This is a genomic window from Oceanimonas sp. CAM02 (genome assembly GCF_032842915.1).
Classification (GTDB): domain Bacteria; phylum Pseudomonadota; class Gammaproteobacteria; order Enterobacterales; family Aeromonadaceae; genus Oceanimonas; species Oceanimonas smirnovii.
This window is the reverse complement of record NZ_JAWJBK010000037.1, coordinates 1-16,263: the sequence shown is the minus strand read 5'-3', so window position 1 is coordinate 16,263 and position 16,263 is coordinate 1. Positions and strand designations below refer to the sequence as shown.

Genomic DNA, 16,263 nt, shown 5'->3' with positions numbered 1-16,263 from the left:
ACACCGCCACAAGTTGCTGGCCAATATGCTGGCCCAGGCCGAGGCCCTGGCCTTTGGCAAATCAGCGGCTGAAGTGGAAGCCGAGCTGAGAGCGGAAGGCTTGAGCGAGCAACGCATTGCCGAGCTGCTGCCCAGCAAGGTGATGCCCGGCAACCGCCCCAGCACAGTAATTTTGTGCAAGGAGCTGACCCCTCACACCCTTGGCAGCTTAATTGCCCTGTATGAGCACAAAACCTTTGTGCAGGGCGTGCTGTGGAGCGTAAACAGCTTTGACCAGTGGGGCGTAGAGCTGGGCAAAAAGCTGGCCAGCGGTCTGGTGAATACGCTCTCAAACAAAAGCTGTTCAATCAAACACAATTCGGCTACACAACAACTTATTCATAAAATATTTGATTGGCAAAGCTAAATTAGAACCAATTTTTCAGGATCCCAGATATGACCAGAAAATACTTCGGCACCGACGGCGTTCGCGGCAAAGTCGGCCATTATCCCATTACTCCTGAATTTGTGATGAAGCTGGGCTGGGCCGCCGGCAAGGTGCTGTCGCAAACCGGCACCAAAACTGTACTCATCGGCAAAGACACCCGCATTTCCGGCTATATGCTGGAGTCGGCGCTGGAGGCCGGTTTGTCTGCCGCTGGCTTAAACGCTGCTCTGCTTGGCCCCATGCCTACGCCGGCCATTGCCTACCTTACCCGTACCTTTCGGGCCGAGGCTGGCATTGTAATCAGTGCCTCGCACAATCCTTATTACGATAACGGAATCAAGTTTTTCTCTCACAACGGCACCAAGCTGCCGGATGAGGTGGAGCTGGCCATTGAGGCCATGATGGATCAGCCCATGGATTGTGTGGCCTCCAACAAACTGGGCAAAGCCCGCCGCATTACCGATGCCGCCGGCCGTTATATTGAGTTTTGCAAGAGCACCTTCCCTACCGAGCTCAGCCTTGAGGGCCTGCGCATTGTGCTGGACTGCGCCCACGGTGCTACCTACCACATTGCCCCGGCGGTGTTCCAGGAACTGGGGGCCGAGGTGATTACCATTGGTGCCAGCCCCGATGGCCTGAACATTAACGATAATGTCGGCTCTACCGCGCCAGATGCCTTGGTGGCCGCCGTTAAACAATATCGTGCCGATATCGGCATTGCATTTGATGGTGACGGTGACCGCCTGGCCATGGTGGATCACACCGGAATACTACTGGATGGCGACGAACTGCTGTTTATTCTGGCGCAACATGCCAGCCGCCAGGGCACTCTGGGTGGCGGTGTAGCCGGCACGCTAATGACCAACATGGCGCTGGAGCTGGCTCTGGCCGAGCACAAGATTCCCTTTGTGCGCGCCAAGGTAGGTGACCGCTATGTAATGGAGCAGCTGCAGCAGCACGGCTGGAAGCTGGGCGGTGAAAACTCCGGCCATATTATCAGCCTGGATCACAACAGCACCGGAGATGGTATTATCGCCGCCCTGCAGGTGCTTAAAGCTGCTGTTGGTCAGGGGCTTACCTTAAATGAGTTGCGTCGTGGCCTGGAGCTATTCCCCCAGCGTTTGGTTAATGTGCGTTTTGCCGCCGGCAGCAACCCGCTGGAAAGTGATGCCGTTAAGCAACGGGTGGGTGAAGCAGAAGTGAAGCTTGCCGGCAATGGCCGGGTGCTGCTGCGCAAGTCGGGTACCGAGCCGCTTATTCGGGTGATGGTGGAAGGTGCCGATGCTGCCTTGGTAAATGAGCTGGCGGAGTATATTGCGGAAGCTGTTTGACCCCTTCGGGGAGCTATAAGCCGTAAGCTGGAAGTGGCGGTGTTTGGTGTGTTTTGTGGCGTGCTTGTTAGTTGGGCGTTGGCTGCGGTATGGATTCCGGCCTTCGCCGGAATGACGTAAAAGTGGGCCGGAATGACGGTTTTTAAGCACCGGTTTATCGGGCAAGCAAAGGTGGGCTGAGTTGTACACTTATGAGTGAAACAAGAGTTACGGTGGTGGGGTTAGGGTATGTGGGGGTGGCCAATGCGGTGCTGCTGGCGCGGCATAACGCTGTGGTGGCCTACGACATTAACCCCGAGCGGGTGGCCATGCTGGCGGTGGGGCAAAGCCCGGTGCAGGATGACGACATCAGTCATTTTCTGGCTACTCAGCCGCTGGCATTAAGCTGCACTGCTTGCCCCGAGCAGGCCTTTGCCAAGGCTGACTTTATCGTGATCGCCACCCCTACCGATTATGATCCGCTCACCAATTTTTTTGATACCAGCTCGGTAGAAACCGTTATTGAGCAGGCATTGGCCATTAACTCCACTGCGGTGTTTGTTATCAAGTCTACCGTGCCGGTGGGCTTTACTGCCGGTTTGCGCCAGCGCTTGGGGCACCAGGCTATTTTGTTCTCGCCGGAGTTTTTGCGTGAAGGCCGTGCCCTGCACGACAACCTGCACCCGTCCCGCATTGTGGTGGGCGGCCATTGCAAGCATGCTCAGCAGTTTGCTGCCTTGCTGCAGCAAGGGGCTGAAAGCAAAGAGGTGCCCGTGCTGCTGGTAAACAGCAACGAAGCCGAGGCCATCAAGCTGTTTGCCAACACCTACCTTGCCATGCGGGTGGCCTATTTTAATGAGCTGGACACCTACGCAGAAAGCCACGGCTTGAATGCTAAAGAGATCATAGAAGGTGTGGGGTTAGACCCTCGCATTGGTCAGCATTACCATAATCCGTCGTTTGGTTATGGCGGTTATTGCCTGCCCAAAGACACCCGCCAGCTGCTGGCTAATTACCAGAATGTGCCCAATAACCTCATTGGTGCCATTGTAGATGCCAACCGCACCCGCAAGGATTTTATTGCAAGCCGGGTGCTGGCCCGCCAGCCCAATGTGGTGGGTATTTACCGGTTAATAATGAAGCAGGGTTCAGACAACTTTCGCCACAGCGCCATGCTGGGGGTGATGCGCCGGCTACAGCAGCAGGGTGTTACTGTCGTTATTTATGAGCCAACCCTGCAGCAGGCCGAGTTTAACGGCTGCTTGCTGGTAAATAACCTTGAGCACTTTAAGCAACAGGCTGATGTTATTCTGGCCAACCGCCAGCACGCCGATTTACACAGCGTGGCCGGCAAGGTATACACACGGGATATTTTTGGGCAAGACTAGTCTCAAAAAAGAGCACAATCATTTTATTTGCAGGAGCAACCATGACACTCACCTTTGCCGCTGCGGCATTTTGCAACTGGCAACTGGCCTCTCCCGCGTTACGCCAGCTTGTTTCTGAACATGAATTAAAAGTTACTGAACTTGCCGGCGCAGCTGCCCTGGAAGAGCTGAAACATGCCGGAGGCAATCTGGTGCTGCTTTATGCACCACTTTATATGGCGCTGGAGCAGGCTGCCGCCCGCGGCACCGAGCCCTCTCAGGCGGTGGCGCTATGGCAGCATAACGCGGCCTTGTTGGCTCGTTTTTGCAAAAAAATGCGTGGCAAGGCGTTACTGTTCAGCCTTGCTGATGTATTGGCTGCACCGCAGCTGTTTCACACTTTGTGTGCTCAGCACTGGCCAGCGCTTGAACTGCCGGAGCAAACTACGCCAGCCATTAAGCACACCACCTCTGCACTGCAACGGTTAATGGCAGAAAACATGCTTGCCAGCAATGCAGAACTGCAGTCATTAGAGCAGCAACTGCAGGCCTTGGCACAGCCGCTGGGCTCTTTCTCGTCATCCTTAGCCATGGCTGATCTGGATAAGCTGCTGGCAGACTTTCAGGCTGGCAAGCAGGCCCATATTAACTGGCAGAACACAGAACAGCTTAATAAAATCGCGAAACAAAAACTTGCAGAACAAACCAAGGAATGTAATCAGCTAAAGGTCAGTCTTGCTACTACACAAGAGCAAATAAAAACGATTACCAAAGAGTGCGAACACATTAAGGCCAACCTTGCTGCTGCAGAAAAACAAGTAATCACGCTTACTAAAGAGCGGGACTCGGCACGCAATAACAATCAGGAAGTAGCCGGGCTTAAGCAAGAGAACAGCTTGCTGCTGGAACAGTTGTTTACCGTGCAGGAAGCGCTGGAAAAACATCTCTCCCCTGCTCCTTCAGCTCCACTTCCGGTTGTGGCCCCCAAAGAGCCGGTCTCGAACAAGCCTGCAGTTAAGTCGTCTTCCCTTAAGGGCAAAATGAAAAAACGCGCCGAGAAAAAACAGCTGCAGCGCCGTGCAGCTGAGCTGGCGGCTTCTTCTTTATTTAACGGTGACTGGTATCTTAAGCAATATCCCGATGTGGCCGCCGACAAGCTCTTTGCCAGCAATCCGGCATTGCACTATCTGAAATGCGGCGGGTTTGAAGGGCGCAACCCAAGCCCGGGCTTTAACAGCCAGGATTATCTGGATGCCAACCCGGATGTTGCCGCTGCCGGCTTTAATCCGCTTTATCATTATTTGCGCTTTGGTCAGGCTGAAAAGCGGCCGCTTTATTAATGAGCGTAATTACACACGCTGAGCGAGAGCAGGCATTGCAACGCCTGTTTAATGCGCAGTGGTATCTTGAGCATTATCCGGATGTGGCCGCGGCCGGCATGGATCCATGGCACCACTTTATTAACCATGGCCGGCAAGAGCAGCGCCTGCCCTGCCCCAGCACTGCACTGGCACTGGAAGAACAACTATGGCGGGGGCATATCCATGCCGTTGGTGAGTTGCAAACGCTGGCTAACACCGGCGGAACCGAGGCCGCCATTGCGGCCTGGGTGCTGGCCCGCTGGCATGCCTCAAACTCTGAGCACACCCTTGCCGAGCCGTTATTGCGCGTATTTTTTGCAGACGTAACAGCCGGCTTACTGGTTGGTCATGCCGGGCCATGGCTGCTGATGTTCCATGTGCTGTGGCATCAGGGAAAGATGCAGGAGGCTACCGCCTGGCTGGAGCAGCCAGGATGGCCCAAGGTGCCGGATTGGGCGCTCGCCAGATTTATGCTGCCAGAGCAGCACACCCTGGCCACTCTGAATGAGTTTTATCAAGAGCAGGGGCTGTGTTCCGTTGCTTTGCACCATGCACAACAGCCGTTAACGCTTGATAATTTGAGTGCGCCACAGGCACCAGCTGCTGTTCGCGCCTGGTGGCAGCGCAAACCGTTGGTGTCGGTTATTATGCCCTGCTTTAATGCTGAGGCCGGCCTTGCTACCGCACTGCGCAGTTTGCAGCAGCAAAGCTGGAAACACCTTGAAATTCTGGTAGTGGATGATGCCTCTGCGGATAACTCTGCCAGCATAGTGGCCGGGCTTGCAGCCCGGGATCCGCGTATTAAGCTGCTTCGCCACTCCGTTAATCAGGGTGCCTACGCTGCGCGTAACACCGCCCTGGCCCAAGCACGCGGAACATTTATTACCACTCACGATTGTGACGACTGGTCGCACCCGCAAAAAATAGAGCATCAGGTAGCATTGCTGCAGGCCAATAAGCGACTGGTTGCCTGCACCAGTCACTGGGTGCGTTGCACTCCCGGGCTGAATATTGCAGTGTGGCGGCAAGAGCCGAGCTGGGTTCAGCGCAATGTGTCGTCTCTTATGTTCCGCAGGCGGGTGCACCGCAAGCTTGGATTTTGGGACTGTGTGTCGGTGAATGCCGATACCGAGTTTTATTACCGTATTATTCAGGCTTTTGGCTCTGCCGCCATGGCCGAAGCTCTGCCCGGCATACCCCTGGCTTTTGGCCGGGTAGATGCAGGCTCGCTTACTCAACAAAATCATTCTCACCTGCGTACTTATTATCAAGACAGCGGCTTAAGAAACCGCTATCACCAGGCAGCACGGGCATGGCAGCAAAACGCTCGCACGCTGTATATGCCGGCCAGGCCAGAGCAGCGCCCTTTTGCCGCTCCTGCCCCCATGTGTCGTGGCACCGCCAGTGCAAAGGAGCACAACCTCAGATTGCTGGCAGAGCAGAGCACCTTGTTTGATGGTGACTGGTATTTGCGACGCTATCCGGATGTGGCCGCAGCGGGCATGGAGCCATTACAGCATTACCTGCGTTTTGGCCATCTTGAGTGGCGCGATCCCGGCCCTCATTTCAGCGGTTCGGGTTATCAGTTTGCGGTACCCGAGGCCCAGCAGCAAAACCCGCTTTTGCATTTACTGCGTGCCGACACAGCTCATGAATACGCGCTGTCACTGCTGAATGGTGCTCTGGCATGGCGTTCAGATCGCCCGGTATTACTGCTGTGTGCCCACCTGGTAAGCGATAAAACCTATGGTGCCGAACGCAGCTTTTTGGATGTGCTGAGCGCTTTGGGCCATTTGCCCTATAACCTGCTGGTTACTTTGCCTTCTGCTCAGAACATGGATTATGTGGAGCAGATAAGAACCCGCTGTCAGCACCTTGTGGTGTTGCCTTATCACTGGTGGCAACACGGGCGCAGCGCAGAGCAGGCCACAGTGGCGCATTTTTCCGGGCTTATTAAAGAGCACAATGTTGCTCTGGTATATTGCAACACACTGACACTGTGGGAACCTTTGCTGGCTGCCAAAGCCTGCGGCGTGCCCGCTGTAAGCCATGTGCGTGAACTGCCCGAGCACGATGCCGCGCTGTGCACAGACTTCAATGCCTCTTCTGAGCAAATTCGCCAGCACCTGCTGGAGCATTGTGATGCTTTTATTGCCAATTCTCAGGTTGTGGCTCGTTATCTTAACGCGCCCGGGCGGGTTCATGTTGTTGGTAATGTGATAGAGGCGCAGGCTTTTAGTGTGCCGCTGCCAGGTAAAAGCCGCGTGCAGGTAGGCATGATCAGCAGCAACCTGCCTAAAAAAGGCCTGTACGATTTTGTGCAGCTTGCCTCTTTGTTACAGCAACAAGGAGTGCCCGCCACCTGTGTGCTGATTGGCCCGGAAAATGAACACACACAGGCGTTGTTCAGCAACAGCGAAGCGCCGGTTAACCTTGAGTTTGCGGGCTATAGCGCAACCCCTCAGGCGGCATTGGCACAGCTGGATATGCTGGTAAACCTTTCGCATTTTCAGGAGTCGTTTGGCCGCACTGTGCTGGAAGCCATGGCGGCCAGCCGCCCGGTTGTTTGTTATTACTGGGGCGCATTGCCTGAGCTGGTAGCGCACGAACAAACCGGTTTTCTTGCCCCCAAAGGCGATGTGCAACAAGTAGCCGAACATGTTGCCGCCCTGGTTGCAAACCATGAGCTGCGCACCAGCATGGGCATGGCAGGGCGGCAGCGCGCTGAGCAGCATTACAGCTCTCTTAAAATGCAAAAAGCCTTGAACACACTGTTATATGAAATGATGACGTCATAAAAAATGAAAATAGCAATTAAAGAACTGGCTTACTCAGCATTAAAAAAAATAAAGCTCAACCACTCTCACTTAGTCAAGAGAGTTCTCACCACCATGCTAACTAAAAACAATAGCAATCCAGTTTTTAAATGGCATTTGGACTACCCTTCTAAAAAGTACGGTTCTAAAAAAACAAATTCAGGCCTGGTAGTTCAGGGATGGGCGTTACTTAAAGAAAGCAGTCACACTCCTGCCTACATCATTGCTCGCTGGTCACCTAACTTCTACCTTCTTAATGAAATAAATCTAAAAAGATCTGACGTAATAAAAGAGACAAAAATAAGCACACCAAAAATAAGCAAGCAAATGTTTTGCGGCTTTAGCTTCACAATACCTCACTCTGCAGGGAAGGTAGAGCTAATCCTAAAAGCAGGCAACAACGAGCAGCTATTAAAAACTATCAACACTTCCCAGCACAACGAAAAACATGAAACCATAAAAGTATTAAAGGGTAAGAATGGCTGGCTATTTCTGGATAACGACACAAACAACAGCATAGATCAATTCACTGGAAAAATAAAACTAACCGAAATAACCCTGAGTAGGTGGTCATCATACTTTCACGGCATGAAAGAGCTTGCAAAGCAGCATTCCAGTGAATACGCAATGTTGATCGCACCATCAAAAGAAAGTGTTGTTGGTGAAAAATATCACCCACAAAAAAAAGGTGTTAGCCCCATCACTGAAATAGAGAAACTAGCACCACCATTACTAGTATACCCACTGAAAGAATTAAAAAATCTAGGTGATGATTCTTATTTGAAATGTGACACTCATTGGTCTCACAAAGGCGCACTCACCGCTACGCTGGCACTTATGAGAAAATTCGGCATAGCCTCTACCTCTATTCAAAAGCATTTCAAAAGTGACAGATACAAAGTGCAAGTAAAGGGAGGGGATCTTGGAAACAAACTCACCCCCAGAGAATCAAGCAAAACCGAAATATTAAAATCCTTTAACTATAGAAACTTTATTGTATATGACAATGCTCTGCCAAATATTGGACGAATCATTGCTTTCCATAATAAAGATTCACTCATAAAAAAAACATGCTTAACCTTTGGCTCTTCATCAAGCTATTCCATGTTTAACTACCTAAGTAGAATTTTTGAAAACTACCTATTTATACACACAGCAGGAAATATTGACCCCAACTTGTTAAAAATAGTAAAACCAGACTACTTAGTCACTCAAACAAATGCCAGATTTGTTATTCAAGCACCCTCTACAGACTTCTGCCTCTTACAAGCAATACGTGAAAAAATTACAGCACTCTCAGAAGACGAAATAATTAAGGCAATAAAAAACAAGGTATCTTGCAGCCAGGAGAAGTTAGAAAAAATGCACCTGCAGGGCCTTGATGCATGCTTAACCGAAGCATTTGACAAGGTTGTAACTAATGAAAAGTGACACTACAACCAACATTGACTGCAAGTTCACCTCGGTTAACTTACCTTTAGGTAAAAATTTAAAAGAGGGCTGGTTTATAGTTAGTGCCCTTTTGGATTGCAAGGGTTCCTCACTTGAGGCAGCCTTATTTATAGAAGAAGACAACCTAACCCAAAAGGTTATCAACTTGCCGATAACACTCAAGGGGAAGCTATATGAGGTCATAAAGCTTCCAGCTTTTACCAAAGCATGGATTGAAATTAAAAGCCGGGAAACTCCAAGCGGTCTCAACAGTTTTTACATACAAAAAGTTAGCTGGATGACTGCGCGTTATTTAATGGGTCGCCGGCTTTATAACACTTATACCACTTCTTCACACAGGCAACGACGGGTGCTTAACTTAAACCCTGTTGCCATGCTTCTTAATCCCTACTCAGCCTATCAGCTGATAGGTAAAAGCCGCTATTTTACGGCTTCTCCTTGCTATGACCAGTGGATAAAGCAAAGTGAGAACTTTACTCCGTCTGTGGCTCGCCGGCTAAAGAAAGCCATAAAACATAAAAAACTGACCAATGTAAAAATAAATGTTGTTATTGATGCCCGCTTTGCTGATGCCCCGGGTGTGGTGCAGCAGAGTCTGACATCGCTGCGGCAACAGCTTGAGATGTTATCTGCATCAGTAAGCTTGCTGGTAACGGAACACCAGAAAGCTGAGTGGGGCACAGCCTTTGATATTGCACTGCTGACTATTAATGAATTAAAAGTTATACACAGTGAAAACTGGGTGCTGCTGATGCAAGCCGGCACTCAACTTGCGCCTTGGGCTTTAGCCTGGCTGGCTGCAGAAATGGTTAACCAAAATAACCACTTCATTTACTCCGATCATGACTATTGGATCAATGAAAAGCGCGAAAACCCGCAATTTAAGCCAGACTGGTCACCTGAGCTGGCTCGCAGCTCAGGTTACATAGGCTCGGCATTTGCCATGCGTGGCCATGTTTTCTCTTCAGCACTGAAGCGCTGCGATTTTACTTCTGCTTATGAGCTTGTGCTGGAGGCAACAGCAAAGCTTGAAGATAGTGCAGTGTGCCATATTCCAGCTGTGTTGTTTCACCATGCAGCCAATAATGCCACTCCCTGCTGCGCAACACTGGCGCGCTATTTTGAGCGACATAAAATTAATGCGGCAGTTTGCGAGCAGGGTGACTTTTTAAGCGTGCGTTATGGGTTGCCACCTGTTCTGCCAACAGTGTCTATTGTGGTGCCCACGCGTGATGCGCTGCACTACTTAAAAACCTGTGTAGACAGCTTGCTTCAAAAAACCACCTGGCCCAACTTTGAACTGTTGGTGGTAGATAATCAAAGCTGTGAACAGGCTACTCTTGACTATTTTGAACACATATCTCGCCACCCAAATGTGCGTGTGCTGCATTACAACAAACCATTTAATTTTTCTGCCATTAATAACTTTGCTGTAAGCCAGGCAAACGGTGATGTGGTTTGCTTGCTGAACAACGACACTGAAATTATCAGCCCCGACTGGCTGGAAGAAATGGTATCGCGTTTGCTGCAACCCGGCACCGGTGTGGTGGGTGCTCGCCTTTATTTTAGTGATGGACGGGTGCAACATGCCGGCGATGTATTGGGCCCGGGCGGTTGTGCCACTCACTTGCATGGCATTCTTGAGGGAGATGACCCCGGCTATATGCACAGGGCAATGCTGGCACAGGATTTATCGGCAGTAACGGCAGCATGTTTGGTTACTCATAAGGCATTATATGAGCAGCTGGGCGGACTGGAAGAGCAGCTTACCGTTGCTTTTAATGATGTAGATTATTGCCTGAAAGTGAGAGAAGCCGGCCAGCGTGTCATTTACACGCCTTATGCCGAGCTTTATCACCATGAGTCTGTTTCTCGCGGCAAAGATGACTCTCCTAAGAAAAAAGCCAGAGCACAACAAGAAACACTCTATATGCGCCACCGGTGGGGGCATATTATTGAAAGAGATCCTTTCTATAACCCTAACCTTAATTATTCTCAGCCCGACTTTAAACTGGGCAAGATTCCACGGGTAGACTGGCCATGGTAACGCCCACCCTGCTGGTTCAGCAGGGTGCCAACCCTTCCGCTGATTTTTTTGTGCGGCCTTATCTGCGCAATATGAATGCAGCGGTAACAGAGGCTCATCTGCATAACCCCCCTCCCTTGAGCGCGCCTTTTGCGGAAGTGGTTTTTGTGCGTTATTTAACACCAGCCTGGTGCAAGTGGGTTGAACAGCACCGCTCGCACATTGGCCAGCTGGTGTTTTTTATGGATGACGATCTGTTTGACCTGCGTGCTCACACAGGTTTGCCGCTGCGCTATCGCTATAAGCTATGGAAAATGGCGTTACGCTATAAGGGCTGGCTGCAGCGCATGCAGGCAGAACTATGGGTGTCTACGCCCTGGCTTGCAGAGAAATATGCCAGCTGGTCTCCTGTGGTGTTGCAACCACAATCACCTTATGTGCGTTCAACACCACAAAAAACGCTGTTTTATCATGGTTCTGCATCACACGGAGCTGAGTTTGAGTGGCTGTATCCGGTGTTTGAACAGGTGCTGGAACAGGATGCCAGCCTGAGCGTGGAGTTAATTGGCAGCCAGGCAGTTCGCAAGCAGTTTGCTGCTCTGCCCAGAGTGCATGTGCTGCACCCCATGAACTGGCCAGCTTATCAGGCTTTGCTGGCCCGCCCGGGCCGCACCATTGGCCTGGCCCCCTTGCTGAATAACCATTTTAACGCTGCCCGTGCCCCCACCAAGTTTTTTGATATTACTCAGGCCGGTGCCGTTGGCATTTATGCGGATCACCCGGTTTACCGCTCTCTGGTGCGCCATGAACACAATGGCCTTTTGTTACCCATGGAGCAGCAAGCCTGGGTGAATGCCATTTTGCGGTTAAGTGCGAATGAGCAGGCAAGGCAGGCAATGTGGGAGCAGGCGCGAAACAGTTCCCTCCCCTTACTAAGGGGAGGGTCAGGGTGGGGTCTGTTTTAACCCCCTCCCGGCCTCCCCCTTAAATAGGGGGAGGAGATGAAATGGTGCCTCTTGAAAAGGGGGGAGGAGCAAGAAGTTCCCTCCCCTTGCCAAGGGGAGGAGCAGTCAACCTTGATATCCCTTCCCTGTGTTTTATAATCGCTTTCTTTTATTACAGGCGGCTTAGGCCGCCTGTTTGCCACCCACGGAGTTGTGTATGCATATTTTGCTGTTGGGCAAAAACGGCCAGGTGGGCTGGGAGCTGCAGCGCGCCCTGGCACCGCTAGGCAAGGTTACTGCCCTTGGGCGGGAGCAAACCGAGCTGTGCGGTGATTTGTCTTGCCCCGAGGCGCTTGCCAGAACTGTTCGCGCGCTTAAGCCGAATGTGATTGTTAACGCTGCCGCTTATACCGCCGTAGATAAGGCCGAAACCGAGCAGGCACTGGCGCAGCAGGTGAATGCTGCCAGTGTTGCTGTGCTGGCCAAAGAGGCCGCAGCCTTGGGTGCCTGGCTGGTACATTACTCCACCGATTACGTTTTTAACGGCACCGGCAGCACCCCCTGGACAGAACAAGACGCACCTCAGCCGCTGAACCACTACGGTGCTACCAAGCTTGCCGGAGAGCAGGCTGTTCTTGCCCATTGCCCGCAGCATTTAATTTTTCGCACCAGCTGGGTATACGCCGCCCGGGGCAGTAATTTTGCCAAAACCATGCTGCGTCTGGCACAAGAGCGCAGCGAGCTGAGTGTTATTAATGATCAGGTGGGGGCACCTACCAGTGCCGAGCTGATAGCGGATGTAACGGCGCATGCTTTGCGCATGGCGTTGCGCCAGCCCGCCCTTGCCGGGATTTATCATTTGGCCGCCCGAGGTGAAACCAGCTGGCACGGTTATGCCGGTTTTGTGTTTGAGCAGGCCCGCAACAGCGGCGTGGAGCTTGCCCTGCAAACCTGCCTGCCCATTTCTTCTGAGCAGTGGCCGGTGCCGGCAACGCGCCCGTTAAATTCCCGCCTTGACTGCAGCAAGCTGGAAGCCGCTTTTGATCTGACCCTGCCTCACTGGCAACAGGGTGTAACCCGCATGCTGACTGAAATTCTGGAGCAAACCCATTGAGCACTCGTAAAGGCATTATTCTGGCTGGTGGCTCCGGCACCCGGCTTTATCCGGTGACCATGGCGGTAAGCAAACAACTGCTGCCGGTATACGACAAACCCATGATCTATTATCCGCTGTGCACCCTGATGCTGGCGGGCATTAAAGACATTCTTATTATCAGCACACCACAAGATACGCCCCGCTTTGAGCAGCTGCTGGGTGATGGCAGCCAGTGGGGCATTAATCTGCAATATGCGGTGCAACCCAGCCCCGATGGTCTGGCCCAGGCCTTTGTGATTGGTGCCGACTTTATTGGTGACGATGACTGTGCCCTGGTGCTGGGCGATAACATCTTTTTTGGCCATAGCCTGCAGCAGGAGCTGATGCAGGCCAGCAGCCAGCGCAGCGGTGCCACTGTGTTTGCCTATCATGTGCACGACCCCGAGCGCTATGGCGTGGTGGAGTTTAACGAACAGGGCCAGGCCCTTAGCCTGGAAGAAAAGCCTACCCAGCCCAAAAGCAACTATGCGGTTACCGGCCTGTATTTTTACGATAATCAGGTCATTGATATTGCCCGCAACCTTAAGCCTTCTGCCCGGGGCGAGCTGGAAATTACCGATGTGAACAGAATATATCTGGAACGTGGCGAGCTTGCCGTTACCACCATGGGCCGGGGTTATGCCTGGCTGGATACCGGCACCCACAACAGCCTGATGGAAGCCGGCACTTTTATTCAGACCATTGAGCAGCGCCAGGGGCTTAAAGTGGCCTGTCCGGAAGAAATTGCTTATCGCAAGGGCTTTATTAGTGCCGAGCAGGTGACAAAGCTGGCAGCCCCGCTGGCTAAAAATGATTATGGCCAATATTTGTTGCAACTGATTAAGCCAGGTTACAAAGCATGAATATTGTGAATACCGCCATTCCCGACGTGGTGATCATTGAACCCAGCGTGTTTGGTGACGATCGCGGCTTTTTCTTTGAAAGCTTTAACCAGCGCAATTTTGAGCAGGCCATTGGTCGCCCGGTGAACTTTGTGCAAGACAACCACTCCCGCTCCGCCAAGGGGGTGCTGCGCGGCCTGCATTACCAGGTGGCTCAGCAACAGGGCAAGCTGGTGCGCTGCACTTTGGGTAAGGTGTTTGATGTGGCAGTGGATCTGCGCAGGGAGTCTGCCACTTTTGGTGCTTGGGTGGGTGTGCATCTTTCAGCGGAGAACAAGCGCCAGCTGTGGGTGCCGGAAGGCTTTGCCCATGGTTTTGTGGTGCTGTCTGATGTGGCCGAGTTTTTATATAAAACCACTGACTATTACGCGCCAGAGCACGAAAGGGCCATTCGCTGGGACGACCCCACACTGGCCATAAACTGGCCATTGCAAAGCACTCCGCTGCTGTCTGGCAAAGATCAGGCGGCAGCCTTGTTTGCCGATGCCGAACTGCCCCCTGCTGAATAATGAGAACTGACGTTATGCGTAAAATTCTGGTTACCGGCGGTGCCGGCTTTATTGGCTCTGCCGTGGTTCGTCATATTATTGAAAACACGCAAGATTCAGTGATTAACCTGGACAAGCTCACCTATGCCGGCAACCTGGAATCACTGGCCAGCGTGGCCGACGCTGCCCGCTATCACTTTGTTAAGCTGGACATTTGTGACCGCGCCGGCCTGGATACCGTGTTTGCCGAGCATAAGCCAGACGCCGTTATGCACCTGGCGGCAGAAAGCCATGTAGACAGATCCATCTCTGGCCCGGCCGAGTTTATTAATACCAATATTGTGGGCACCTACACTCTGCTGGAAGCCGCCCGCCACTACTGGAACGGCCTTGAAGACGGTGCTAAAGCAGCGTTTCGTTTTCATCATATTTCTACTGATGAAGTGTATGGCGATTTGCACGGCACAGATGACCTCTTCACTGAAACCACGCCCTATGCGCCCAGCTCGCCCTACTCGGCCAGCAAGGCCAGCTCGGATCATCTGGTGCGGGCCTGGCAGCGCACCTATGGCCTGCCCACACTTATTACCAACTGCTCTAACAACTATGGGCCTTATCACTTTCCGGAAAAACTGATCCCGCTGGTGATTTTAAATGCACTGGAAGGTAAACCTCTGCCTATTTATGGTAAAGGCGACCAGATCCGTGACTGGCTGTATGTGGAAGATCACGCTCGTGCCCTTTACGAAGTGGTCACCCGCGGTGAAGTGGGTGAAACCTACAACATTGGCGGCCATAACGAAAAACAGAATATTGAAGTGGTAAAAACCATCTGCACCATTCTGGATGAACTAGCGCCATCTGCTCATTCCCCCTACGCCAGCTTAATTACCCACGTAGCCGACAGACCAGGCCATGATGTGCGCTATGCCATAGACGCCGCCAAAATTGAGCGCGAACTGGGCTGGAAACCGGTAGAAACCTTTGAAAGCGGCATTCGTAAAACCGTACAGTGGTATCTTGCCAATCAGGAATGGGTGAACAACGTAAAAAGCGGTGAATACCAAAACTGGCTGAACGCACATTACCAATAACCGGAGTGACGGTGCCGTTATCTACACACCCTTTGTTTAAAGCGTTGCAACGCAACGCTGAATCCATGCCCACGCTGGCAGCACGCTTTGCTGAAAACAGCCAGCGTGTGCAACAGCTTACTTTTCATGTTGGTAAGGAGTTGCTGGTAGACCTTTCCCGCCAGCAGGTATGCCCTGCTGTGCTGCAGCAGCTGTGCGAGCTGGCCCGGCACATGAACCTGCCCGCGGCCATTGCCGGCCTGTTTGCCGATAACCAGTTTAACACCACCGAGCAGCGCGCCGTGCTGCACACGGCATTGCGTATGCCGGCAGGTAGCACGCTTGAGCATAACGGCGTGAATCTAGTGCCTGCGGTGCACGCCGAACTGGCTAAAATACGCCGTTTTTGTGAGCAAGTGCATTTGGGCGAGTGGCATGGTTTTACCGGCCTGGCCATAACCGATGTGGTGAACATTGGCATTGGCGGCTCCGACCTGGGTTCGGCCATGGTGTGCGAGGCGCTTAAGCCCTATTGCACCACCGGCATTCGCGCGCATTTTGTGTCGAATATAGACCCGGCGCATTTAGCCACTACCCTTGAGCCGCTTAACCCGGCCACCACTTTATTTGTGGTGTCGTCCAAAAGCTTTGGCACCGACGAGACCATGTCTAACGCGCTGGCTGCCCGCCAGTGGCTGCTGAATGCCTGTGGTGATGAGAGCCTGATTCAGCAGCATTTTGTGGCGGTGTCTACCAATCACCGCAAGGTGGTGGAGTTTGGCATTGCGGCCGAGAACATGTTTGAGTTCTGGGACTGGGTGGGCGGACGCTTTTCTTTGTGGTCTGCCATTGGCCTGCCCATTACTCTGGCGGTGGGCTTTGAGCGCTTTGAAGAGCTGCTGGCCGGTGCCCATGCCATGGATGAACACCTGCGCACCACGCCCCTTGAGCAGAACATTCCG

Annotated in this window: 11 protein-coding genes and 2 pseudogenes; all 13 read left to right on the top strand. The window is 52.3% G+C overall.

The window, feature by feature from the left end; genetic code table 11:
• Positions 1-406 (top strand): annotated as a pseudogene (pgi, locus tag R0I78_RS13665) (glucose-6-phosphate isomerase); the annotation flags it as partial.
• A gap of 29 nt (positions 407-435) precedes the next feature.
• The gene (glmM, locus tag R0I78_RS13660; protein ID WP_317075726.1) at positions 436-1,758 is read left to right on the top strand and encodes a phosphoglucosamine mutase; all 1,323 of its coding nucleotides are present in this window, start codon (positions 436-438) and stop codon (positions 1,756-1,758) included.
• A 191-nt stretch (positions 1,759-1,949) separates the two neighbouring features.
• Positions 1,950-3,125: a nucleotide sugar dehydrogenase gene (locus R0I78_RS13655; RefSeq protein WP_317075725.1), complete on the top strand. Its 1,176-nt coding sequence runs from the start codon at positions 1,950-1,952 to the stop codon at positions 3,123-3,125.
• 41 nt (positions 3,126-3,166) lie between these two features.
• Positions 3,167-4,444, top strand: a complete 1,278-nt coding sequence (locus R0I78_RS13650) for a hypothetical protein (RefSeq protein ID WP_317075724.1) — start codon at positions 3,167-3,169, stop codon at positions 4,442-4,444.
• On the top strand, positions 4,444-7,263 hold the full coding sequence (locus R0I78_RS13645; RefSeq protein ID WP_317075722.1) for a glycosyltransferase: 2,820 nt from the start codon (positions 4,444-4,446) through the stop codon (positions 7,261-7,263). Before R0I78_RS13650 ends, R0I78_RS13645 begins: the two co-directional genes overlap by 1 nt.
• Positions 7,264-7,266: 3 nt before the next feature.
• Positions 7,267-8,712: an alginate O-acetyltransferase AlgX-related protein gene (locus R0I78_RS13640; protein WP_317075721.1), complete on the top strand. Its 1,446-nt coding sequence runs from the start codon at positions 7,267-7,269 to the stop codon at positions 8,710-8,712.
• Positions 8,702-10,780: a glycosyltransferase family 2 protein gene (locus tag R0I78_RS13635; protein ID WP_317075720.1), complete on the top strand. Its 2,079-nt coding sequence runs from the start codon at positions 8,702-8,704 to the stop codon at positions 10,778-10,780. Before R0I78_RS13640 ends, R0I78_RS13635 begins: the two co-directional genes overlap by 11 nt.
• A complete protein-coding gene (locus R0I78_RS13630; protein ID WP_317075719.1) occupies positions 10,774-11,724 on the top strand; it encodes a glycosyltransferase family 1 protein in 951 nt (316 codons plus the stop codon). Before R0I78_RS13635 ends, R0I78_RS13630 begins: the two co-directional genes overlap by 7 nt.
• Positions 11,725-11,920: 196 nt before the next feature.
• Entirely contained in the window at positions 11,921-12,817 is an 897-nt protein-coding gene (rfbD, locus tag R0I78_RS13625; RefSeq protein ID WP_317075718.1) for a dTDP-4-dehydrorhamnose reductase, read from the top strand.
• The gene (gene rfbA / locus R0I78_RS13620; RefSeq protein ID WP_317075717.1) at positions 12,814-13,701 is read left to right on the top strand and encodes a glucose-1-phosphate thymidylyltransferase RfbA; all 888 of its coding nucleotides are present in this window, start codon (positions 12,814-12,816) and stop codon (positions 13,699-13,701) included. Before rfbD ends, rfbA begins: the two co-directional genes overlap by 4 nt.
• Positions 13,698-14,249 carry a dTDP-4-dehydrorhamnose 3,5-epimerase gene (gene rfbC, locus R0I78_RS13615; RefSeq protein WP_317075716.1) on the top strand — a complete coding sequence of 184 codons (552 nt, stop codon included), beginning with the start codon at positions 13,698-13,700 and terminating at the stop codon, positions 14,247-14,249. The genes rfbA and rfbC overlap by 4 nt, the downstream gene beginning before the upstream one ends.
• 14 nt (positions 14,250-14,263) lie before the next feature.
• Positions 14,264-15,322, top strand: a complete 1,059-nt coding sequence (gene rfbB, locus R0I78_RS13610) for a dTDP-glucose 4,6-dehydratase (protein WP_317075715.1) — start codon at positions 14,264-14,266, stop codon at positions 15,320-15,322.
• 11 nt (positions 15,323-15,333) lie between these two features.
• Positions 15,334-16,263, top strand: a pseudogene (gene pgi, locus R0I78_RS13605) (glucose-6-phosphate isomerase); the annotation flags it as partial.